Source organism: Atlantibacter subterraneus (assembly GCF_007570865.1).
Taxonomy (GTDB): domain Bacteria; phylum Pseudomonadota; class Gammaproteobacteria; order Enterobacterales; family Enterobacteriaceae; genus Atlantibacter; species Atlantibacter subterraneus.
The window spans coordinates 69512-91094 of sequence record NZ_VLPS01000011.1; the positions used below are offsets into that span (position 1 = coordinate 69512).

The following is a 21583-nucleotide window of genomic DNA, read 5'->3' on the forward strand; positions in this document are numbered from 1 at the left end:
GGAAAAATTGATATTTCTCATGCAAAATGCAGGAAATGTTCCCCTTACCCTTAGCTTTTAACTTGCTGTTATAACTATGCTTAAATCCCGTAACGTCTTCACTGGGTCGCTAGTGGTTTTCATATTAGCGCTCTGTTTTGTTTGGCCTATTCCCAACGGCTCCTTGCCTTTCCATCGCAACGGATTGATTTATCCGGTGATTGTGTTTGCGCTCGGCCTTTTCTTTACGTCTCCCACGGCGCGCCAGCATCTGAATACGCAGCAAGTTAAGCCCATTGTGCTGTTTCTTTGGGCGTTAACTTTTTTCATTTTACTTAACGGGCTGATCGTTGCGCCTGATATCAAAGAAATGGTCAGCACCTGGGACGGCCAGTGGGTACGCCCGGTATTGCTGTTCTGCGCGGGCATCGTCCTGGTTGCCGCTATCCAGGCGCAGTTTTCCTCTCTTAACGCCAACAAACTGTTTACGCTGATCATCCTGTTTTTTTGGGGCGTTATTTGCATTCATTTGCTGGATACCGTGTGGCTTTACTGGCGTGACGGCGTCATTCACTGGGGTGAAACGCGCATTGTGTTTAACCGCACCCGAATGAGCTTCCAGATCAATATGATCACCGGCTTCCTGATCGCGGAACTGCTTGCCCGGGCATTGATTCATAAACGCTTTTTGCTGCTAAAAACCTCGTTCCTGATTGTGATGCTGGTGGCGAACCTGATTTGTACCGCGCTGGTAGATACGCGCTGGGGAACCATTGGCCTGGTAGGCAGCTTGTTTTCAACCTTTTTGCTGCTGAGCCTGCACAAAATGCGTCGCGGCAACATCATGAAAATTGGCGCGATTTTTATCGCTCTCGCTTTAGCTGCAGCGGCTATCGCCTACACCTCATGGAAAACCGATCCGCGCTGGCAGGCGCTGGAAAGCGACGCCATCGCGGGCTGGAACGCGCCTTTCACCAGCTTCTGCTACAACAAAACCGATGGTTCCATTCCGCGTAATGAAGACGGTCTGCCGATCAACCATTCCAACGGTTGCCGTGCCAGCTTCTTCCATCAGGGCTGGAAACTGGTGAGCGAGCACCCCTTCGGCATCGGGCCGCGTAAAGAAGCATTCCGTGAAATTCTGCGTAATGACCTGAACGATCCGCGCATTAATATTCCGCACAGCCATTACGGTTTAATCGAGTTTGGCTTGCAGAACGGGATTGTCGGCATCGCCGGGTGGCTGGTACTGCTGCTGATGTGCTGGTACACCGGCTGGAAGCAGTATCGCCATGGAAACATGATGGCAGGCCTGTTCCTGCTGCTGTTTACCATCGGCTTCTTCTCACGCACCCTGGTCGATCACAATTTAAAAGACCATTACCTCGAACAATACATGTTGCTGACTGGCCTGCTGGTTGGGATTTGCGCGACGCGCAACCGGGAATCGTTACCGCCCCCGCAACGTTAAGGCTCACGCGCCAGTGGTTTTCTTTATTAACTCATAGATAATAGAGCCCCACTGGCGTCTGCACGGGTCTGGCGAACGTTTTAACCCGTTCGTTGTCGAAATGCCATTCCGCCGGACCTCATTCACACAGCGAATCCCCCGGCAATCACGGAGCAAGCATGTCTGATAGCCCACAACTGAGTTTGATCATCGCGGTTTATAACGGTGAGAAGTTTCTCAGTACGTTCTTTGATAGCATCAAAAACCAGCATCTCAGCCACGTCGAGCTGATTGTGGTTAATGATGGTTCGACCGATGGCTCGGCGGACATTATTGAACGTTACGCTCAGCAATTTAGCGATTTTACCGTTCTGAACCAGGAAAACGGCGGCGTCTCCGCCGCGCGGAATACCGGTCTGGCGGTGGCACGCGGCCAATACGTGGCATTCCCCGATATTGATGACGTGATCTATCCCGGCATGTATAACCGCCTGCTGGAAATTGCGCTGCAAAACGATCTGGACGTCGCGACCTGTAACGGGACCTATATTTATGATGACGGACGTCCGGCGAAAAAAATATTCCCTTCAGACCGCCTGTCATCAACGGGCGTATTAGAAGGCCCGGTCTGGCTGGAAATGGCCCTGCGCTCGCGTAAATTCCTGCACGTCACCTGGCTGAATATTTATCGCCATGACTTTATTAAACAACATGGTTTTCGTTTTGAACCTGGCCTGCGCCACCAGGATATCCCCTGGACTACCGAACTGCTGTTAACCGCGAAGCGGGTACAATATGTGGATGAGGCGCTGTACGATTATCTGATTCATTCGGCTTCGGTGTCGCATACGCCGGGTACCGATGATACCCGGATGCGCTCATCACGCCATTACATGAAGATCCTTGAGATGCTCAACGACATTAACCGTCGTTATCCTGAGCAGGTGAAGCGCGTTCCCTCCTGCCACTGGCAAATCGCCAAAGAAGGCCTCGGTATTTTACACAGTATCAACAACATCGAGGATCCGGCAAAAAAACGCGAGATCACCCAGGAGCTGTTCGATCGCGGTATCTGGTCGATGATCTGGAAGAATGCCCGTGGGTTTAAACTGCGCTGGCGTTTAGGCCGCCGTTATTTCCGTCTTAAAAAAATAATCAGCTAACGAAGACTATGAGTAAATTAAAACTGCATGCGGTTTCGCGCGCTGACTTTATCGCGAAAAATTATTCTGATTTCCAGACGCTGCTGGATGCGCGCGTCAATCCAGATACCATTCCCGAGCGCTTCTACTGCGGTGGACGTGGCGGGTGGACCTTTCAGACGACCCTGACGCTTAAACACTTTTATGGCGATGATATCGAGTGTTCATTTGGTTCAGAGTGTCGTTCCGACGCCATCAACCTGATGCATAACGATGATTTCGGATCGCGGGTTAAACCCTGGAAAGGCGTGACCGTTGTGGCACGCGCTGACCGTCCGCCCATTATTGGCGCGGATTACGTAGTGGAACAAAATCCGGAAGTCGCAGGTTTAAAAAATCGCCTGTTCGTGCCGTACTGGCCGCAGCCTGGCGTCCAGCCGCGCGAGCGTACCGACAGTACCATTGATACCGTGGCCTACTTTGGCCGTGTCGACAGCTTCCCGCCGGAATTCCGTTCCGACGCGTTTATTAAACGCCTTGCGGATCAAGGCATCACGTTACGTATCTCATTTGATAACTGGACCGATTATCGCAATGTGGATGTCTGCCTGAGTTTTCGTAAATCCCACGATCATAAGCTGGCGCGCAAACCTGCCAGTAAATTGATTAACGGCTGGCTGGGTAAAACCGTGATGATTTGCGATGACGAGCCCTCTTTCCGCGCCATCCGCGAAAGCGAGCTTGATTATCTGATTGCCAAAACGCCTGACGAGGCATTCGACGCGATCATGCGCCTGAAGAACGATCCCGCGCTGTATCAGCAAATGCAGGAGCAGGGTAGAAAAAGACTGGAGTTTTATTCACGCCGTGCCGTCGCGGCGCGTTGGTATGAGTTATTTGAAGGGATCTGGCGTAAGGGATTACACAACAAACCGGAGTTTGTCCGCGCGCTGCACTTCAGCATTGGCAAGGTCATTCGTCCACTGACCAAGAAGTTTTAATTGAAGGTTTTTGTATGTCCACGTCCACTCTTGTAGCGCCCGCGTCTTTTGGGCGTAATCTGGCACGCACGCTGGTTCTGGCGCTGATTTTTATGGTGCTGTTCTCGTTTTCTGAGATCAGCATCCTGCTGAAGGATAAGGTATATAGCCCAAAAGCTGATGATATCGCGCTCTACGCTATTATCGCGCTGCTGGCAGCCATCAGCTCCCGCTATTTCCTGACGCGGTTGCTGTTAGCGATAACGTTCTTTATTCAGGTTTCCGAAGCCGCTTATTACACCTTTTATGGGCAATTTTATGGCCCCAGCGAAGTCTGGCTGGCGCTGGTCGAAACCAAAGATATTGCCAGCGGCATCGGTGACAGCCTGGGCGTGTTGGGGATTTACATCGCGATTTTAATCGTAGCCATTATCTTTTCGCTGGCCTTCGCGCGCCGTCTGGCACCACAGTGGAAAAAATGGCTGGCTATCCCCTCACTGTTGATCATCGTCGTGATGTTTGCCGGGCAGTTCTACAAGGCGGTCGACGGGCAAATGTATAAATTCAACCCGGATTTACGCCACAGCCTGCTGCGTAACGGGTTATCTGCCGTGAGCTTCAGCGCCATTCGCCTGATCCCGGAAGCGATTTCCGGCGAAAACCAAACGCTGGCCCACTACGAGCCTTATAAAGTGACGCCGATACCGGGCAGCCAGGCTGGAAAATACTCCATTATCCTAGCGATTGGCGAAAGCCTTAACCCGCACCATGTCAGTGCCCTGGGTTATCAGCGTGATACCACGCCGGCGCTGAATGCGCTGATGAAGCAGTACCAGGGTAGCGCAAACCTTATTATCTCCAACGCCGTATCAACTCGCGTGGCGATTCCGATGCTGGTTAACAACCTGCGCGAACCGGATAACTACTACGCTTATAAATCGAAAGCCACTAACCTGTTCGCCAACGCCAAAAAACAGGGTTACCAGACCGCATTTATTTCTGCGCAAGGGCTGGAAGGGCTAAGCAACTGGATTGGCATTCATAATATCGACCTGTGGGAAGACACTCAGATTCGCCCGGCACCGGAAGTCGGCGCGGACCGGGTTCTGACGCCATCCGTTGAGCAAGCCAAACTGGACTGGAATAAACCTTTCCTGATGGTGCTTAACAGCCGCGCACCACACATTCCTTATGAGCGCAACCTGCCGCCGGGATTTGCAAAATTCTCAACGCCGCAGGCGGCCAACGATGTGGAGCAGAAGAAAAACGAGTACGACGACGCGGTGCGTTATTACGACCAGGAGCTGGCTTCTGCGATCCGTACGACAATGGCAAAATCAAAACTGCCGGTGCTGGTGTTTATTACTTCCGATCACGGTGAGCGCGTCGGTGACGGCGGCCTGTTCGGCCATTCGATTGTCGCGATGCCTATTGCTCAGGTTCCGTTTATCTATTTCAGCAACGACGCCAATTACCGTATCGGCGATATCACCCCAAATCTGCCTCGCAACCATTACCAGTTGGCGACGCTGATTAATAAAATGCTCGGTTTTTCAGTGGAAAACCCCAACCAAAAAGATGATTCCTATTTCATCACCGGTGGGGATATTCGCGGCCTGTCCGGGCGGGTGACTTACCATCTTGATACGCTACCCGCACAATAATTCTCTCCTTTGGCATTTCTGCGGGCGGCCTGGCTGCCCGCAGATTGAGTAAATCTTCTTGCCGCCCTTTCTCTGAAAGGGTAAAACGCCCCGTAGTAAGCCAAAACAATAGCTTTAACCGGCTTAAATGCTTAGAATTTGCCCGCCGATTAAGAAAATAACGGATATTCGCTTGGAATCGTTGTATACCGCTTTACTCTATCTTATTCAGCCCTTCATCTGGGTACGGTTGCTGCTTCGCAGCCGTAAGGCTCCTGCGTACCGTAAACGCTGGGGTGAACGCTATGGTTATTGCCGGAATAAGGTGGCGCCTGACGGTATATTGCTGCACTCGGTTTCGGTGGGCGAGACGCTGGCGGCTATTCCGCTGGTACGCGCCCTGCGCCATCGCTACCCGACGCTGCCGATCACCGTCACGACCATGACGCCAACAGGTTCGGAGCGCGTGCTTTCCGCCTTCGGCAAAGACGTTCATCACGTCTATCTGCCTTACGATCTCCCTTGCGCCATGAACCGCTTCCTGGACAATGTGCGTCCCAAGCTGGTGATCGTCATGGAAACCGAGCTGTGGCCGAACATGATTGCCGCGCTGCATCAGCGCCAAATCCCACTGGTCATCGCTAACGCGCGTCTGTCTGAGCGGTCGGCAAACGGGTATAAAAAGCTGCGCGGTTTTATGCGCCGCTTGCTGAATAAAATCACGCTGATTGCCGCTCAAAATGAAGAAGACGGTAATCGCTTTCTGGAGCTGGGCCTGAAGCGCAATCAGCTCGCCATTACCGGCAGCCTGAAATTCGATATTTCCGTCACGCCTGAACTGGCGGCTCGCGCCGTGACGCTGCGTCGCCAGTGGGCACCACGCCGTAAAGTGTGGATCGCCACCAGCACCCACGATGGCGAAGAGGCAATTATCCTTGAGGCGCACAAGGCGCTGCTTAAAACCTTTCCTGATTTATTGTTGATCCTGGTGCCGCGCCATCCGGAGCGTTTTAAAGATGCCCGGGACCTGGTACATAAAGCGGGTTTCAGCTTTACCCTGCGCAGCACCGGTGAAATCCCGTCGAGCAGCACCCAGGTGGTGATTGGCGACACCATGGGCGAGCTGATGTTGCTGTACGGCATTGCCGATCTCGCCTTTGTCGGCGGCAGCCTGGTGGAGCGCGGCGGCCATAACCCGCTGGAGCCCGCCGCGCACGCGATCCCGGTGCTGATGGGCCCGCATATCTTCAACTTTAAAGATATTTGCGGACGTCTGCTGGAAGCGGGCGGCTTGATTATTGTTAACGACGCCCCGGCGCTGGTAAAAGAGATCTCAACGCTGCTGACCGATGAAGACTATCGGTTGTGGTATGGCCGTCACGCCGTAGAAGTACTGCATCAAAACCAGGGGGCGCTGACGCGTCTGCTGCAACTTCTGCAGCCTTATCTGCCGCAGCGGAGCCATTGATGCCTGCGCGCCTGTCGGTCGTCATGATTGCAAAAAACGCCGGAGACATTTTGCCAGAATGCCTGGCATCGGTGGCGTTTGCTGATGAAATCATCCTGCTTGATTCCGGCAGCACCGATAACACGCTGGATATCGCCCGTGAGGCTGGCGCGACTGTTGTCACCTCCACCGACTGGCCGGGCTACGGCATCCAGCGCCAGCGCGCTCAGGCGCTGGCGACCGGCGACTATGTTTTGATGATCGATACCGATGAGCGCGTCACGCCGGAACTGAAACAGGCGGTTCTGGCGGTACTGGAAAACCCACAGCCAGACTCGGTATACAGCATTGCGCGCCGCAATTATTTTCTGGGCCGCTTTATGCGCCACAGCGGCTGGTATCCTGACCGCGTCACCCGTCTCTATCCGCGCGAACGTTACCGCTATAATGACAATCTGGTCCATGAGTCGCTGGATGCGCCGGGCGCCCGCGTTATCGCGTTAAAGGGCGATTTACTGCACCTGACCTGCCGCGATTTCGCCAGCTTCCAGCAAAAGCAGCTTAACTATGCCACCGCGTGGGCTCAGGAACGCCATCAGAAAGGCAAGCGCTGCTCTATCGCCGGGATTATGGGCCATACGCTGGGCGCGTTTATTAAGACGCTGATTATTCGCGGCGGCGTGCTGGACGGCAAACAGGGGTGGTTACTGGCGGTGGTCAATGCCCAGTACACGTTCAACAAATACACCGAGCTGTGGGCGCTGAATCACGGCTACACACAAAAGACCGCTATATGAGCACAAAAGCGATTTATCCCGGCACCTTTGACCCAATCACTAACGGTCATATCGATATCATCACCCGAGCTGCGGGCATGTTCGACAAGCTGATTATCGCTATCGCCGCCAGCCCGAGTAAAAAACCAATGTTTACCCTTGATGAGCGTGTGGCGCTGGCGAAAGAGGCAACCGCACACCTGGCCAACATCGAAGTAGTAGGGTTCAGCGATTTAATGGCTAATTTCGCCCGGGCGCAGCAGGCCAACGTGCTGGTTCGCGGGTTACGCGCCGTGGCGGATTTTGAGTATGAAATGCAGCTCGCACATATGAATCGTCATTTAATGCCCGAGCTGGAAAGCGTGTTTTTGATGCCGTCAAAAGAGTGGTCGTTCATCTCCTCCACGCTGGTGAAAGAAGTGGCGCGCCACCATGGCGATGTCACGCACTTTTTACCGGAGAAAGTGTGCCAGGCGCTGCTCAGTAAACTGGCGGCCGGGCACTGATCGCGCATTACTTCTGGCAGCGTCGGCACCAGTACGTGCGGCGTTGCCCGTGTTTACCTGCCTGAATCGGCGTTCCACACACCCGGCACGGCTCGCCTTCCCTTCCGTAGACCTGTAACTCCTGGGCAAAATATCCCGGCTTTCCGTCGCTTTGTAAAAAGTCGCGCAGCGTGGTGCCGCCCTGCTCAATCGAACGCAGCAGCACCGCTTTGATCGCGGTTGCCAGCAACTCACACTCTTCTTTAGAGAGCGCCTGGGCCAGCTTATCGGGATGGATCCCGGCGGCAAACAGCGATTCACTGGCGTAAATATTGCCGACGCCCACCACCAGTTTGTTATCCATCAACCAGGGCTTGATGGCGACTTTTTTCCGGACGCATTTTTGATGCAGGTATTCACCGTTGAATTCGTCGCTCAGCGGCTCCGGGCCGAGGTGCGCTAATACGTTGTGCCCTTCCAGCGACGTCGTCCAGAGCCATGCGCCGAAGCGACGCGGGTCGGTATAACGCAGCACTTTACCGTTGCTCATCACTAAATCGACGTGATCGTGCTTTTCAGCGGGCATGTCATGGGGCAGCACGCGCAGGCTGCCGGACATGCCAAGGTGCACGATGATCCAGCCGTCAGGTAATTCGATCAGCAGATATTTGGCGCGCCGCTGCACGCTGATAACCGGCTTATCGCTGAGCGCATGAATTTCATCAGAAACGGGCCAGCGCAAGCGGCCATTACGCACAACGGCATGAAGAATGGTTTCACCCACCAGGTGCGGTTCAATACCGCGACGGCTGGTTTCCACCTCAGGTAATTCAGGCATCGTTTCCCCTTTTCACGGTGACAGAAAGCAAAAAACCCGGCATAAGCCGGGTTTTCATACAAGTCACTAAAATTATTTAATTTTAGCTTCTTTGTAAAGCACGTGCTGACGGACAACTGGATCGAACTTTTTCAGTTCCAGTTTTTCCGGCTTAGTACGTTTGTTCTTCGTGGTGGTATAGAAGTGACCAGTACCAGCAGAAGAAACCAGCTTGATTTTCTCACGAATACCTTTAGCCATGATTTATTTCCTCTAAGTACTTAGTACTTTTCGCCACGGGCACGCAGTTCAGACAGAACTGTATCGATGCCTTTCTTATCGATTACACGCATACCTTTAGCAGATACGCGCAGGGTGACAAAACGCTTCTCGCTCTCAACCCAGAAACGGTGAGAGTGCAGGTTCGGCAGGAAACGGCGTTTAGTCGCGTTCAGTGCGTGGGAACGGTTGTTACCGGTCACCGGACGCTTGCCAGTAACTTGGCAGACTCGGGACATGTCTATTCTCCAAAAATCAAATTAGCTCGAGCTTCGTATGGGGTATTGGCGCCTCGTCAGGCTTTACAGCCCGGTTATCGCAGTTCTAAGCGAACCCACGATTGCCAGGCCCAAATGCCAAACCCGAGATTCTCAAAGGTGGCGTAGTATACGCTGTGTAAGCCGGGTGCTCAAGTCCCGAACAGACAAAGATCCCTTTGGATCGCGGAAACTTACCTAAATCCAGCCCCGTTCGGCAAACGAAACGTATTCTCCGCGGCCAATGACCAGATGGTCGAGCACACGAATATCCATGAAATCACAGCATTTTATGATGCGCTCGGTTATCGATTTATCTGCCTGGCTGGGCTCGGAATGGCCTGACGGGTGATTGTGGGCAAGGATCACCGCGGCGGCGTTCATCTTCATGGCTTCCCGCACGATTTCGCGTGGATGCACCTCAACGTGGCTGAGCGTGCCGGAAAACATCCGGCTATGTTTGATCACCCGATGCTGATTATCCATAAAGATCACCATAAAGACTTCGCGCTCTTCATCCGTTAGCTGGCCCTGAAGAAATTCACGCGTCATATCCGGGCTCAACAACGGTTTTTCTTCTTCTATCCATGACTCGGAATAGCGTCGCCCCAGCTCAGCAATAGCGCGCAACTGCGTGTAGGTCGCCTCGCCAACCCCGCCAATCGTTTGAAAGCGGTCAAGCGGGGCCGACAGCAATCCTCGTAGCGAGCCGAAGTGGTTATACAATTTTTCAGCCAGCTCCATCACCGTCACCCCCTGTTTGCCAGTGCGCAGGAAAATCGCCAGCAACTCAACGTCCGTCAGGGATTTTGCGCCAGAGCGCTGTAGCTTTTCGCGTGGACCATCCCAGGGCTTTTTCTTTCTTCTGCTCATTATCCCTCCTTGCGGTACCGGGGATCATGGCACAGTTTTTACGCACCCTCGACGCGACGATGATGAGGTTGCGCGACATCTCGCAAACTCATTTTTACTCACCGTCCGCCATTTTCGGGAATGTGATAAAATAGCCGCTTTCCGATACGGCGACAGGAACAGGTTATGACGGGTATTGCCGGTAAAAAAATTGTTCTCGGGGTAAGCGGCGGCATCGCAGCTTATAAAACACCAGACCTGGTGCGGCGTCTGCGCGAGCGCGGCGCGGATGTCCGGGTAGCCATGACGGAGGCGGCTAAAGCCTTTATCACCCCCATGAGTCTGCAAGCCGTATCGGGTTACCCTGTTTCAGACAGTTTACTGGACCCGGCGGCAGAGGCGGCGATGGGTCATATCGAGCTGGGGAAATGGGCGGATTTAGTGATGCTTGTCCCGGCGACGGCAGATTTAATTGCTCGCGTCGCGGCGGGTATGGCGAATGATTTGGTCACCACCATCTGTCTGGCCACCCCTGCGCCCATCGCGGTGGTTCCGGCAATGAATCAACAGATGTATCGTAATCTCGCCACCCAACATAACCTTAGCGTGCTCGCCGATCGCGGCATGATGATTTGGGGGCCGGACAGCGGCAGCCAGGCCTGCGGTGACGTTGGCCCGGGGCGTATGCTCGATCCGCTGGTGCTGGTAGATATGGCCGTTGCCCATTTTGCGCCTGTCAACGATCTGCAACATTTGAACATCATGATAACCGCCGGTCCGACCCGCGAACCGCTTGACCCGGTGCGCTACATCACCAATCACAGCTCAGGCAAGATGGGCTTCGCCATTGCTGCGGCAGCGGCGGCGCGCGGGGCTCACGTCACCATGGTAAGCGGGCCGGTCTCTCTGCCGACGCCTGCGGGCGTCGAGCGCATCGACGTGACTACCGCGCTGGAAATGGAAGCCGCTGTGCAGGCACGCGCGCAACAGCAGCAAATTTTTATTGGCTGCGCCGCGGTGGCGGACTATCGCGCTGCCGCCGTTGCCGATGAAAAAATCAAAAAACAGGGCGACGAGCTGGTTATCAAAATGGTGAAAAACCCGGATATCGTTGCCGGCGTCGCCGCGCTGAAAAACCAGCGTCCCTATGTCGTCGGGTTTGCCGCCGAAACGAATAATGTGGAAGAATATGCGCGGCAAAAACGTGTCCGTAAAAACCTCGATTTGATTTGCGCTAATGATGTCTCGCAAGCCGGTCAGGGGTTTAATAGCGACAGTAATGCTTTGCACCTTTACTGGCAGGATGGAGAACTCGCTTTACCGCTTGAGCGAAAAGCGCTCCTTGGCCACCGTTTACTGGACGAGATAGTGACCCGTTATGATGAAAAAAATCGACGTTAAGATCCTTGACCCGCGCGTGGGCAAAGAGTTTCCGCTGCCGACATATGCGACTTCCGGCTCTGCGGGCCTGGATCTGCGCGCCTGCCTTGACGCCGCCGTGGAGCTGGCGCCAGGCGCTACCACGCTGCTGCCGACCGGGCTGGCTATCCATATCGCCGACCCTTCGCTGGCGGCGGTGATCCTGCCTCGTTCCGGCCTTGGGCATAAACACGGCGTGGTGTTAGGCAACCTGGTGGGATTAATTGATTCCGATTATCAGGGACAGTTGATGATCTCGGTCTGGAACCGTGGACAGGATAGCTTTACCATCGAGCCGGGCGAACGTGTCGCGCAGATGGTCTTTGTCCCCGTCGTTCAGGCGGAATTTAATTTGGTGGAAGATTTTGACGCCACCCTTCGTGGTGAAGGCGGCTTCGGCCATTCCGGGCGGAGTTAATCCGCCCCTATCGTTACGCGTCCCATTAATAACAAACAAAACCGCAGGCAATAGCTTGCGGTAATAATGTGGATGCCGCCTGACAATTGCGTTTTTTCAGGGGTATTTGAGATCATGGCAGAAAAACAAACCGCGAAACGGAATCGTCGCGAAGAAATACTTCAATCTCTGGCACAAATGCTTGAATCAAGCGATGGCAGTCAGCGCATTACCACAGCAAAACTGGCAGCCTCGGTTGGCGTTTCGGAAGCGGCACTGTATCGCCACTTTCCCAGCAAAACGCGTATGTTCGATAGTCTTATCGAGTTTATCGAAGATAGCCTGATTACCCGGATTAACCTGATCCTCAAAGATGAGAAAGACACGACCTCGCGCCTGCGTCTTATCATGCTGTTGATTCTGGGCTTTGGCGAAAAGAATCCTGGGCTGACCCGTATTCTCACCGGCCATGCGCTCATGTTTGAACAGGATCGCCTGCAAGGGCGCATTAACCAACTGTTCGAACGTATTGAAGCGCAGCTGCGTCAGGTTTTACGCGAGCGGAAAATGCGTGAAGGCGAAGGGTATGAAACGGACGAGACGCTGCTGGCTGGCCAACTGCTGGCGTTTTGCGAAGGCATGCTGTCGCGGTTTGTGCGCAGTGAGTTCCGCTACAGCCCGACCGCAGATTTCGATGCGCGCTGGCCGCTGCTGGCTTCACAGCTTCAATAAAAAAGGCCGGGGTTCCGGCCTTTTTACTCACTTAAATTCCATACTCTTCGCGATACGCCTGCACCGCAGCCAGATGGTCAGCCATTTCCGGGCGTTCTTCCAGATACGCAATCAGGTCTTTTAGCGTAATGATGGAAATGACCTGACAACCGTAGTCGCGCTCCACTTCCTGAATCGCTGAAATGTCCGCACGTCCACGCTCCTGGCGATCGAGGGAAATCAGCACGCCCGCAAGCGTAGCGCCGTGCGCCTGAATAATTTCCATCGATTCGCGGATTGCCGTACCGGCGGTAATCACATCATCCACCAGCATAATACGGCCTTCCAGCGGGCTTCCTACGAGCGTGCCGCCTTCACCGTGATCTTTGGCTTCTTTACGGTTGAAGCAGTACGGCACATCCCGGTCATGGTGCTCGGCAAGCGCCACTGCCGTGGTGGTGGCAATCGGAATGCCTTTATAAGCTGGCCCAAACAGCAAATCAAAATCGATGCCGGAATCCACCAGCGCCTCGGCATAAAAGCGCCCTAACAACGCCAGGTCACGACCGGTATTGAACAGCCCGGCATTAAAGAAATAAGGGCTTTTACGCCCGGATTTCAGCGTAAACTCGCCGAACTTCAATACCTGTTTGTTGAGCGCAAATTCAATAAACTGGCGTTGATACGGTTTCATGGATTTGCTCCTTCTAAAGCGTGCAAATGAGTGGTACGAATAAATGGCAAAAAAAAGGCGACTCACTGGTCGCCTTACGATTAATTTTCTAACGCCGCCTTCTGCGACGCGACAATCGATTCGATTCCCCCACGGGCTAACGCCAGTAGCTCAAGCAGCTCTTCGTGGGTAAAGGGTTCGCCTTCTGCAGTGCCCTGGACTTCAATGATGCGACCATCTTCGGTCATCACCACGTTCATATCGGTTTCCGCCGCGGAGTCTTCTACGTATTCCAGATCGCAAACTGCTTCACCGGCAACAATCCCAACGGATACGGCGGCAACCATGCCTTTCAGCGGATTGCGCTTCAGTTTGCCGTTCGCCACCAGCGCATTCAGCGCATCCGCCAGCGCCACGCAGGCACCGGTAATCGACGCGGTGCGCGTACCGCCATCAGCCTGGATCACATCGCAATCCAGGGTAATGGTGAATTCGCCCAGCGCCTTGAGGTCCACGGCAGCACGCAGAGAACGGGCAATCAGCCGCTGGATTTCCAGCGTTCTTCCGCCCTGCTTGCCTTTAGCCGCTTCGCGCGCGTTGCGGGTGTGAGTAGAGCGGGGCAACATGCCGTATTCCGCCGTGATCCATCCCTGGCCCTGGCCTTTCAGAAAGCGCGGCACGCCTTCATCGATGGAAGCGGTGCACAGGACTTTGGTGTCGCCAAACTCGACCAGCACGGAACCTTCAGCGTGTTTAGTATAATGACGTGTCAGAGTGACAGGACGCACCTGATTGGCGCTACGACCAGCTGGACGCATGGGTTTTCTCCGGCTTAGAACGAATGTGGCTGCGCATTATACGGACTTCGGGCGCTTATTCCTATCCTGCCAGGCCATGGGTGGCTATAATCCCCTCATCATTCTCATCAAACGGGAACATCTATGATCCGCAGTATGACCGCTTACGCCCGGCGTGAAACCAAGGGTGAATGGGGCAGCGCCGCCTGGGAATTGCGCTCCGTGAATCAGCGCTACCTGGAAACCTATATTCGTCTGCCGGAGCAATTTCGTAGCCTTGAGCCCGTCGTTCGTGAGCGTATTCGCAACCGCCTGACCCGCGGCAAAATCGAATGCAATCTGCGTTATGAACCCGACTCCAGCGCCCAGGGCGAGTTGATCCTCAACGAAAAGCTGGCAAAACAGCTGGTCGCAGCGGCGAACTGGGTGAAAATGCAAAGCGATGAAGGCGAAATCAACCCGGTTGATATTCTGCGCTGGCCTGGCGTGATGGCGGCTCAGGAGCAGGATCTGGATGCGATTGCTGCGGAAATTCTCGCCACCCTGGATGCCACGCTGGATGACTTTATCGTCGCCCGGGAAACCGAAGGCCAGGCGCTGAAAGCCCTGATTGAACAGCGGCTTGAAGGCGTAAGCACTGAAGTGAAAAACGTTCGCGCCCATATGCCGGAAATCATGCAGTGGCAGCGCGACAAACTGGTCGCCAAACTCGAAGACGCCCAGGTGCAGCTGGAAAATAACCGCCTGGAGCAGGAACTGGTGTTACTGGCGCAACGCGTTGATGTGGCGGAAGAGCTTGACCGCCTGGAAGCGCATGTCAAAGAAACCTATAACATCCTCAAGAAAAAAGAGGCCGTGGGCCGTCGCCTTGATTTTATGATGCAGGAGTTCAACCGCGAATCGAACACGCTGGCATCAAAATCAATTAATGCCGATGTCACAAATTCTGCGATTGAATTAAAAGTGCTGATCGAGCAAATGCGCGAACAAATCCAGAATATCGAATAATTTCAAAGCAATAAGAGGCCGCCCCTCCGCTGGCCTCTTATTTTCACTGCGCTGATTGCGCTTCCAGCCAGCGTACCAATTCGTGAATACGCGTACTGTGCGACCCTTTAAGCAATATTACGTCCCCATCCTGGAGCGTCTCCAGCAGCAGCGGTTTCAGCGCCAGATGCGTTGTAACATGCCCTCCTTTACGGTCCTGCTCCAGTAACTGCCAGCAGGCGTTATAGGCCTCTCCTGACAAATAGACTCGTTCGATTTTCGAGTGGTTAATCAGCGCGGCAAGTTCCGTATGGTAGCGTTCCGCATTGCTGCCTAACTCAGCCATCTCGCCAAGCACGGCAATACGGCGTCCTGACGTTTGCGTTTCGCTAAGTTTTTCCAGCGCTGCCGCCATTGAACCGGGGTTAGCGTTGTAGGCATCATCGATCATCATTATTTTCCGCCCCTGAATATGAAGCGGTTTTTCTGCACCTCTCCCCGCCAGCGCCTGGAATTTAGCGAGTTGGTTAATCGCTGGCGCAAGGGGAAGATTGAGCGCCGAGACTGTCGCCAGCACAGCAAGACTGTTGATAGCGATATGTTTACCACCAGCATCGAGCTGATAAGTCAGTTTTTGACCCTGCGCATTCACCGTTACGCGATGGCTTACCGCTTCATAGCTAAGGAGGCGAAAGTCACAGTCGCTGTGGGTACCATAGGTCAGGATAGTGAGTTGACGCTTTTCGGCAGCTTCGCGCACCGTTTCCCATTCCAGCATATCCCGGTTAAGAATGGCGATACTCCCCGGCGACATCCCTAAAAAGATGGCGCTTTTGGTAATCGCAATATCGCGAAGCGTGTCTTTTTCACCTAAATGCGCAGGCTGAACATTGGTAAAAACTGCGATATGTGGGCGCGCCATACGGGAACTAACAGCCATACGTCCAATAGCCATCTCCAGGACGGTATAAGGCGTATTCCACGGCACAGAAGCCAGATTCCATGCCACGCCGCGAGGAAGATTCGCATTAAACGCACTTTTGCAAACCGGCCCCCAGGGCGAAAGCGCGCCAGCCAGCATCGCGACACAGGTGGTTTTGCCTGCGCTACCGGTTACGCCGATAATATTACCCACCATCTGGTTACGCGCGTAACGTCCTAACGCCAGTATGGCTTCGGTCGCGTCGGTAATTTTTAATAGCGGAAGCCGTGAATCAGTCAGTTGTTCCGGGGCGGTTGTGATAAGACACGCCGGCGGCGGTGACATGGAGTGAATCGCCGTTTCAGGCATACCACATTTATCGACTTCCGTGCGAATAACCGCCATATTGCCCGGCTGCATTGCCGGAGCATAAATAGACAACCCCGTCGCGGTCCATTCTTGCTGAGGCTGGCGGAGCCATTCGCCGCCAGTCGCCAGGGTAACATGGTGCGCTGTCCAGAACCCGTTCTCACCCGCATCGTCGTTGCAGGCCAGACGCGTTACGTTATGATGCATTTCTTCCATAGAGTTGTATCAGCCTGTGCCTGGGTGGGGTAGAAAGAATTTCGATGGCCTTATCCTATTAATAAACCCACCGCACGCCAAGGAGAAGCGTCTGAGGCGATCGGTGCGCAACGTTGTGCTGGAGGTTTCCACCTCGCCGAATCAGATTAGATTTTTTATAATATAAAAGCGTATTTAACTCACACATACCTTGAGAAAGACGATTAAAAATCTATAAATTGATTATTTTTTCTAATTCGAATGACTTGTGTTAGAAAATCTCAATCGTGACATACCGCACAAAACGTTACCCTTTCGTGCTTATCTTAGGGGGGTCACGATGCTGCTTCATATTCTTTATCTGGTTGGTATTACCGCAGAAGCGATGACGGGCGCGCTGGCCGCAGGCCGCCGTCGCATGGATACGTTTGGCGTTATCATCATTGCAACGGCCACGGCGCTTGGCGGCGGATCGGTACGCGATATTCTGCTCGGACATTATCCTCTGGGCTGGGTAAAACACCCTGAATACGTCATTATTGTGGCTACCGCCGCCGTGTTAACGACGCTCGTTGCGCCGGTGATGCCCTATCTGCGCCGGCTTTTCCTTGTGCTTGACGCATTGGGTTTGATTGTCTTTTCAATTATCGGCGCGCAGGTGGCGCTGGAAATGGGAGAAGGGCCGGTGATTGCCTCCATTTCCGCCGTCGTCACTGGCGTATTTGGTGGCGTACTGCGCGATATGTTCTGTAAGCGCATCCCTCTGGTGTTTCAGAAAGAATTATATGCAGGAATTTCTTTTGCTGCGGCAATACTTTATCTGGCTCTGCAACATTACGTTTCTAATCAGGACATGGTAATTATCAGCACGCTATTGTTTGGTTTTACCGCGCGTTTGCTGGCGCTGAGATATAAGCTTGGCTTGCCCGTTTTCGCCTATTCTCATAGTGGGCATTGAATTGTAACCATTAAAAATGGCCTTACCAATTGTGTAACAAATTTGTTAAATAAATATAACTAGCTACTACCCTATAAACACTTTAAACAATGTGGTTATAAATCGATTAAACCATAGTCGATCGCCAAACCACATTCTAAGCGTTACAACTATATTACATAGTCATGTTAAACGGCATTTTGATTAATTAAAGTAATGTTATTAGCTTTCCTTAAAAAACCATACAATAATATTTGCAATACAACACATAAACATTCGTACAATTCATGATAAAATCCGCCGGGTAACCTTCCCTGCAGGAAATTTCATGGCGCACATTAGCTTACCTCTGGATAATGCCGAACGTTTAACCCTTACCGAGGGTTTCCGGCATGATATCAATCTCCTCCGTGGAATAGCGATTGCTGCCGTTGTTGCCTACCACTTTGCGCCGTTGTGGGCTCCAGGCGGATTTGCAGGGGTAGACATTTTCTTTGTTGTCTCCGGTTTTTTGATGACAAAAATCATTTGCGGCGGGCAAGAAACTGGAACGTTTAATTTATTCACTTTTTATATTGCGCGCTGTAAAAGGATTATACCGGCATTATATTTTATGTGCGCCGTGCTGTTCTTGCTTTCCTGGTTATGGTTCCCCTCTCTGGAATTTAAAGCAGTCGGCCAATATATCAGTTATGTCGTTTTATTTATTTCCAATATCAAACTTAATAAAGACACGGCGGGATATTTTACTGCTGACAGCCACGAAAACTGGTTTTTGCATACCTGGTCATTATCTGTTGAATGGCAGTTTTACCTGGTTCTGCCGCTTGTGCTTATTGTTGCTTACCGCTTTCGGAAGAAAATTCATCCCAGCGTGACGATGGTCTTACTGACGCTTGCATCATTTATTTCCATCTTTTGTGTTAATGACAAGCACACAGCGTCAACCTTTTATCTTATGCCGTTTCGCGCATGGGAAATGCTCTGCGGCGGGCTGGTATGGCATCTTGCCAAAAATAAATGGCCTTCGCAGATAAAACTTGCCCTTACTGTATTGGGCTATCTTATCATTTTTGCGAGTATTGCTTTTATAAAACCCGCCATGCAATGGCCTTCTTTTTACACATGGCTACCGGTACTCGGCACAATGTTCGTCATTTTGGGTAACGAGCAATATTACTCTGCACAGGTTGGCCGGAGCGTTCAGTGGCTGGGGTTAAGTTCTTATTCAATCTATCTATGGCACTGGCCTGTAGTGGTATTATTGAGCTATGCAGACAGGCAGCATAACGTTAAATGGATTGTCGCTGGCATCTGCGCTTCCATAGTCGCGGGTTACCTTTCGTGGTTATTAATTGAAAACCCGACAAAAAAGTCGTTAAGCCGGGTTTCAAAACCACAATTCTGGGCTGTCATTTTTAGCGCTATTCTGATGATTTATGGCGTCAGCACTCTGGCGAGAAAAGAAATTATCACTAACCATCCCAATCAACTGATGGATAGCATCGCAAGGGAAGCGGTTAATAAAAACTATGCAGCGGACACCTCCTCTGGAGTCAGTTATTATGGCCAGGGTCCACTAAAAGCTATTATGGTTGGGGACAGCCATGCCGAAGCTACCGTAACCGCTTTGGCTCAGGCGGCAGTACCTTATGGTTCCGTAATGGGGCTAACTTATTCCGGTTGCCCAACTCTTTTTAATGCGCATCGCGTAAAACATAAAGGCTGTGATAAATTCAATCAGTCTTTATTGAATAAACTCAGCGAATATCCAGGAGACGTTCCTGTAATTATTGTTAACCGCATTTCCCATTACGTGGAAAATAAACTGGTTAGCTTCGATAACTCAGTTAATGAAATTTACTCTCAACAATTTGCACAAAGCCTGATTAATACAGCATGCGAGTTAAGCCAGCAGCGTCAGGTTTACCTGGTCAAGCCAATACCAGAAATGCCGCATAATGTTCCCAGGGTTTTATCGCATGCGCTTATGTTTGGGAAAAAACCAGAAGACGTGACCGCAGAGCTGTCTGTTTATAATCAGCGTAATAAAACGATTATTGATGCTCAGGATACTGCAGCAAAACAGTGTGGGGTAAAAATTCTTGATCCCACTCGTGAGTTATGTCGCGCCGGAGTTTGTTATGGCAGTCATTCATTACAGCCTCTTTATTTTGACGATAACCACCTCAGCGAATCCGGTAATAAAAACCTGGTGCCGATGTTTGCCGAAATATTCGCCACGTCTTCGCCTTCACTAGCGGGAGCCAAACCCCTCAACTCCCTGACTCCCTAACCAGGAAGCGAGAGAAGCAACGTGCGGATACCGCGTAAACTGCACCAGCTTACGTGCCCGCTCCACTCCGACGCCTGGTAGCTTTTGCCAGCTCGGCTCGTCGCGATTAACGAGAGTGTGCCAGTCGCTGTCCGGAAGCGTATTCATTGCCGCAGCAGGTAAAGGCAGACCCAGCGATTTTAGCCACAGCCGGAAAGGCTGTTGACGAACCAGATTAAACCGATGCCGCATCTCCAGAGCGCGCCTCGCTGAAAAGCCTGGCACGCTCTGTAATTGCTGTTGGGTCAACGCCATCCACGAGTAAATGTGCTCAAAGTGAAAAGTATCGACCAACTGTTGCCAACCCGCCCGATTCACCCCAGATATTGCCAATACTGATGAAGAACTTATCCAGACAAGCCGCGATAAGAACTGCTCGTGGCAATCCGTCGTGTAATAAAAACAGCTTAACGCATGATAAGGGTTCTGTTCGGGCGGCTGCGGTTTGTCCCGCTCAACGCCGCGCCATACCACGCTTTTAATTTGCGGGATCCCCCGGCCTGCCAGGCTGACGAGAACCCGATCGCCCGGTGCGATATCCCATTTCTGCCAGCGGCGAACGGAGCCAATATTGACCCGTTGTATTTGTTTATCGTCTACCGTTACCGGTTCAAGCTGCGCCACCACGGAAATTTTGCCGCTGCGACCGACGGTAAAATGAAGATCGCGAACAGCGGTAATCCGGGCGTCAGGTTCGTATTTCCAGGCGATAAGCCAGTCGCCTTGCCCTGGTTGCCAGTTACGCGCCTCCGGTTCCCGGCTTTGCCTGACCACAATGCCATCGGTGACAAACGGCAGTGGGCTGGTAAACCAGCGTTTGCGCCAGTTCTCGATATCATTAATAGCTGCCACGGGCCAGGACCATTGCAGGGCTAACGGAAAACCGCCCTCCGCCAGACGCTGTAGCCGTTCAGGCATTGCTTTCGGACCGCCGGGCCAACTCCAGATAAAAATATCCAGTTCGTCCAGCAGTGGTGATGACCCATGCCGCAGCATTGCGCCTGCAACCTTTGATCGCGCGTTAAGGCCGCCCGAATGTTGCTGAACATGCTCAGGCTGGCGAAGAAAAATCTCGCCTTGCAACACGCTGTCGGCTAGCGGGCCAGTGGTTGTTTTTGGAATAGCGGGGATGGCGTTGACTTTATCCAGCCATGAATGCCCTTTTAGCCCATCGCCCCGGCTGATGGCCTCAACCAACTTGCCCTTGCGATACACTAACGTTACCGCCACGCCATCGACTTTCGGCTGCACCCAGAGCGCATCCCGCCCTTCCATCCAGTCGATAACAGCATGCTTATTTACTGCTTTGCGTACTCCGGTATGCGCCACAGGATGGACGACTGTGCCCCCTTTTGCCGCTATCGCTTTCTCTTTTCCAAACCGCTGAGGGAAACACGCATCCCATTGCAGAAGTTGCGCACGTAAAGCGTCATAGGTTTCGTCGCTTATCAGGCTCTCGCCCTGCTGCCAGTAGGCATCATCCCATTCTTTTACTTGCTGTCTCAGCGTGGCTATCTCCTGCGTTGCACGCTTTTCCGACCACGCCGGACAGTCGCAGTAACCCATCGTCGTAAACAGCATCAGAATAAATAATTTCCATCCTTTCATAGCGCCTCCCTGAATGATGCCACTGATATAAAACAGTGCGGGAGCCACGTCATGCGGCAAAACTCATCTCTGCGAGGCGTCTTCCGGAGCGCTTCGCGTAGATGGCAAAGCGACACAGGAAAGCGC

The 21583-nt window shown here is 52.7% G+C and carries 21 protein-coding genes; 13 read left to right on the top strand and 8 right to left on the bottom strand.

Features of this window, described 5'->3' with window-relative positions; translation table 11 throughout:
- The first annotated feature begins 76 nt into the window (after positions 1-76).
- From FND52_RS20525 to coaD, 7 genes are all read left to right on the top strand, one after another.
- Positions 77-1450: an O-antigen ligase family protein gene (locus FND52_RS20525; RefSeq protein ID WP_144132999.1), complete on the top strand. Its 1374-nt coding sequence runs from the start codon at positions 77-79 to the stop codon at positions 1448-1450.
- 158 nt (positions 1451-1608) lie between these two features.
- Complete coding sequence (locus FND52_RS20530) at positions 1609-2592, top strand: glycosyltransferase (RefSeq protein ID WP_144133001.1); 984 nt, start codon at positions 1609-1611, stop codon at positions 2590-2592.
- A gap of 8 nt (positions 2593-2600) precedes the next feature.
- Positions 2601-3572 carry a glycosyltransferase gene (locus tag FND52_RS20535; protein ID WP_144133003.1) on the top strand — a complete coding sequence of 324 codons (972 nt, stop codon included), beginning with the start codon at positions 2601-2603 and terminating at the stop codon, positions 3570-3572.
- A 14-nt stretch (positions 3573-3586) separates the two neighbouring features.
- Positions 3587-5215, top strand: coding sequence for a sulfatase-like hydrolase/transferase (locus FND52_RS20540; RefSeq protein ID WP_144133005.1), 1629 nt, complete (start codon positions 3587-3589; stop codon positions 5213-5215).
- A 172-nt stretch (positions 5216-5387) separates the two neighbouring features.
- The gene (gene waaA, locus FND52_RS20545) at positions 5388-6662 is read left to right on the top strand and encodes a lipid IV(A) 3-deoxy-D-manno-octulosonic acid transferase (RefSeq protein ID WP_144133007.1); all 1275 of its coding nucleotides are present in this window, start codon (positions 5388-5390) and stop codon (positions 6660-6662) included.
- Positions 6662-7438: a glycosyltransferase family 2 protein gene (locus FND52_RS20550; RefSeq protein ID WP_144133009.1), complete on the top strand. Its 777-nt coding sequence runs from the start codon at positions 6662-6664 to the stop codon at positions 7436-7438. Before waaA ends, FND52_RS20550 begins: the two co-directional genes overlap by 1 nt.
- Positions 7435-7923, top strand: coding sequence for a pantetheine-phosphate adenylyltransferase (coaD, locus tag FND52_RS20555; protein ID WP_125295004.1), 489 nt, complete (start codon positions 7435-7437; stop codon positions 7921-7923). Before FND52_RS20550 ends, coaD begins: the two co-directional genes overlap by 4 nt.
- A 7-nt stretch (positions 7924-7930) precedes the next feature.
- Here the strand turns inward: coaD and mutM are convergent, their stop codons facing one another.
- The 4 genes from mutM to radC all read right to left on the bottom strand — a co-directional run bounded on the left by mutM (position 7931) and on the right by radC (position 10128).
- The gene (gene mutM, locus FND52_RS20560; RefSeq protein ID WP_144133011.1) at positions 7931-8740 is read right to left on the bottom strand and encodes a bifunctional DNA-formamidopyrimidine glycosylase/DNA-(apurinic or apyrimidinic site) lyase; all 810 of its coding nucleotides are present in this window, start codon (positions 8738-8740) and stop codon (positions 7931-7933) included.
- 72 nt (positions 8741-8812) lie between these two features.
- Entirely contained in the window at positions 8813-8980 is a 168-nt protein-coding gene (gene rpmG / locus FND52_RS20565; RefSeq protein ID WP_003024094.1) for a 50S ribosomal protein L33, read from the bottom strand.
- Positions 8981-9000: 20 nt separating this feature from the next.
- The gene (gene rpmB / locus FND52_RS20570; protein WP_002436699.1) at positions 9001-9237 is read right to left on the bottom strand and encodes a 50S ribosomal protein L28; all 237 of its coding nucleotides are present in this window, start codon (positions 9235-9237) and stop codon (positions 9001-9003) included.
- 216 nt (positions 9238-9453) lie between these two features.
- Positions 9454-10128 (bottom strand): RadC family protein, encoded by a 675-nt coding sequence (radC, locus tag FND52_RS20575; RefSeq protein WP_125295006.1) that lies wholly within the window; start codon positions 10126-10128, stop codon positions 9454-9456.
- A 165-nt stretch (positions 10129-10293) separates the two neighbouring features.
- On the opposite strand from radC, the gene coaBC reads away from it, so the two are divergent.
- From coaBC to slmA, 3 genes are all read left to right on the top strand, one after another.
- Entirely contained in the window at positions 10294-11508 is a 1215-nt protein-coding gene (gene coaBC, locus FND52_RS20580) for a bifunctional phosphopantothenoylcysteine decarboxylase/phosphopantothenate--cysteine ligase CoaBC (RefSeq protein WP_144133013.1), read from the top strand.
- Positions 11486-11944, top strand: a complete 459-nt coding sequence (dut, locus tag FND52_RS20585) for a dUTP diphosphatase (protein ID WP_144133016.1) — start codon at positions 11486-11488, stop codon at positions 11942-11944. Before coaBC ends, dut begins: the two co-directional genes overlap by 23 nt.
- Before the next feature lie 114 nt (positions 11945-12058).
- The gene (slmA, locus tag FND52_RS20590; RefSeq protein ID WP_125295009.1) at positions 12059-12655 is read left to right on the top strand and encodes a nucleoid occlusion factor SlmA; all 597 of its coding nucleotides are present in this window, start codon (positions 12059-12061) and stop codon (positions 12653-12655) included.
- Between the two features lie 31 nt (positions 12656-12686).
- Here the strand turns inward: slmA and pyrE are convergent, their stop codons facing one another.
- The gene (gene pyrE, locus FND52_RS20595) at positions 12687-13328 is read right to left on the bottom strand and encodes an orotate phosphoribosyltransferase (protein ID WP_002436694.1); all 642 of its coding nucleotides are present in this window, start codon (positions 13326-13328) and stop codon (positions 12687-12689) included.
- An 80-nt stretch (positions 13329-13408) separates the two neighbouring features.
- A complete protein-coding gene (rph, locus tag FND52_RS20600) occupies positions 13409-14125 on the bottom strand; it encodes a ribonuclease PH (RefSeq protein WP_125295010.1) in 717 nt (238 codons plus the stop codon).
- Positions 14126-14248: 123 nt separating this feature from the next.
- On the opposite strand from rph, the gene FND52_RS20605 reads away from it, so the two are divergent.
- A complete protein-coding gene (locus tag FND52_RS20605; protein ID WP_144133018.1) occupies positions 14249-15112 on the top strand; it encodes a YicC/YloC family endoribonuclease in 864 nt (287 codons plus the stop codon).
- A gap of 43 nt (positions 15113-15155) precedes the next feature.
- Here the strand turns inward: FND52_RS20605 and FND52_RS20610 are convergent, their stop codons facing one another.
- Positions 15156-16598: a UDP-N-acetylmuramoyl-tripeptide--D-alanyl-D-alanine ligase gene (locus tag FND52_RS20610; protein WP_144133020.1), complete on the bottom strand. Its 1443-nt coding sequence runs from the start codon at positions 16596-16598 to the stop codon at positions 15156-15158.
- A 319-nt stretch (positions 16599-16917) separates the two neighbouring features.
- On the opposite strand from FND52_RS20610, the gene FND52_RS20615 reads away from it, so the two are divergent.
- Positions 16918-17535, top strand: a complete 618-nt coding sequence (locus FND52_RS20615) for a trimeric intracellular cation channel family protein (protein WP_144133022.1) — start codon at positions 16918-16920, stop codon at positions 17533-17535.
- Between the two features lie 307 nt (positions 17536-17842).
- The gene (locus FND52_RS20620) at positions 17843-19810 is read left to right on the top strand and encodes an acyltransferase family protein (RefSeq protein ID WP_144133024.1); all 1968 of its coding nucleotides are present in this window, start codon (positions 17843-17845) and stop codon (positions 19808-19810) included.
- Here the strand turns inward: FND52_RS20620 and ligB are convergent.
- Positions 19772-21457: an NAD-dependent DNA ligase LigB gene (gene ligB, locus FND52_RS20625; RefSeq protein ID WP_144133026.1), complete on the bottom strand. Its 1686-nt coding sequence runs from the start codon at positions 21455-21457 to the stop codon at positions 19772-19774. The genes FND52_RS20620 and ligB overlap by 39 nt on opposite strands.
- Between the last annotated feature and the right edge of the window lie 126 nt (positions 21458-21583).

Bases quoted from the DNA above. Each gene is read 5' to 3' on its own strand.
- FND52_RS20550 (WP_144133009.1), top strand. From the start codon at position 6,662: ATGCCTGCGCGCCTGTCGGTCGTCATGATTGCAAAAAACGCCGGAGAC.
- FND52_RS20540 (WP_144133005.1), top strand. From the start codon at position 3,587: ATGTCCACGTCCACTCTTGTAGCGCCCGCGTCTTTTGGGCGTAATCTG.
- FND52_RS20535 (WP_144133003.1), top strand. From the start codon at position 2,601: ATGAGTAAATTAAAACTGCATGCGGTTTCGCGCGCTGACTTTATCGCG.
- FND52_RS20615 (WP_144133022.1), top strand. From the start codon at position 16,918: ATGCTGCTTCATATTCTTTATCTGGTTGGTATTACCGCAGAAGCGATG.
- FND52_RS20620 (WP_144133024.1), top strand. From the start codon at position 17,843: ATGGCGCACATTAGCTTACCTCTGGATAATGCCGAACGTTTAACCCTT.
- slmA (WP_125295009.1), top strand. From the start codon at position 12,059: ATGGCAGAAAAACAAACCGCGAAACGGAATCGTCGCGAAGAAATACTT.
- coaBC (WP_144133013.1), top strand. From the start codon at position 10,294: ATGACGGGTATTGCCGGTAAAAAAATTGTTCTCGGGGTAAGCGGCGGC.
- mutM (WP_144133011.1), bottom strand. From the start codon at position 8,740: ATGCCTGAATTACCTGAGGTGGAAACCAGCCGTCGCGGTATTGAACCG.
- rph (WP_125295010.1), bottom strand. From the start codon at position 14,125: ATGCGTCCAGCTGGTCGTAGCGCCAATCAGGTGCGTCCTGTCACTCTG.
- radC (WP_125295006.1), bottom strand. From the start codon at position 10,128: ATGAGCAGAAGAAAGAAAAAGCCCTGGGATGGTCCACGCGAAAAGCTA.
- coaD (WP_125295004.1), top strand. From the start codon at position 7,435: ATGAGCACAAAAGCGATTTATCCCGGCACCTTTGACCCAATCACTAAC.
- FND52_RS20530 (WP_144133001.1), top strand. From the start codon at position 1,609: ATGTCTGATAGCCCACAACTGAGTTTGATCATCGCGGTTTATAACGGT.
- rpmB (WP_002436699.1), bottom strand. From the start codon at position 9,237: ATGTCCCGAGTCTGCCAAGTTACTGGCAAGCGTCCGGTGACCGGTAAC.
- FND52_RS20610 (WP_144133020.1), bottom strand. From the start codon at position 16,598: ATGGAAGAAATGCATCATAACGTAACGCGTCTGGCCTGCAACGACGAT.
- rpmG (WP_003024094.1), bottom strand. From the start codon at position 8,980: ATGGCTAAAGGTATTCGTGAGAAAATCAAGCTGGTTTCTTCTGCTGGT.
- dut (WP_144133016.1), top strand. From the start codon at position 11,486: ATGATGAAAAAAATCGACGTTAAGATCCTTGACCCGCGCGTGGGCAAA.
- FND52_RS20525 (WP_144132999.1), top strand. From the start codon at position 77: ATGCTTAAATCCCGTAACGTCTTCACTGGGTCGCTAGTGGTTTTCATA.
- pyrE (WP_002436694.1), bottom strand. From the start codon at position 13,328: ATGAAACCGTATCAACGCCAGTTTATTGAATTTGCGCTCAACAAACAG.
- ligB (WP_144133026.1), bottom strand. From the start codon at position 21,457: ATGAAAGGATGGAAATTATTTATTCTGATGCTGTTTACGACGATGGGT.
- FND52_RS20605 (WP_144133018.1), top strand. From the start codon at position 14,249: ATGATCCGCAGTATGACCGCTTACGCCCGGCGTGAAACCAAGGGTGAA.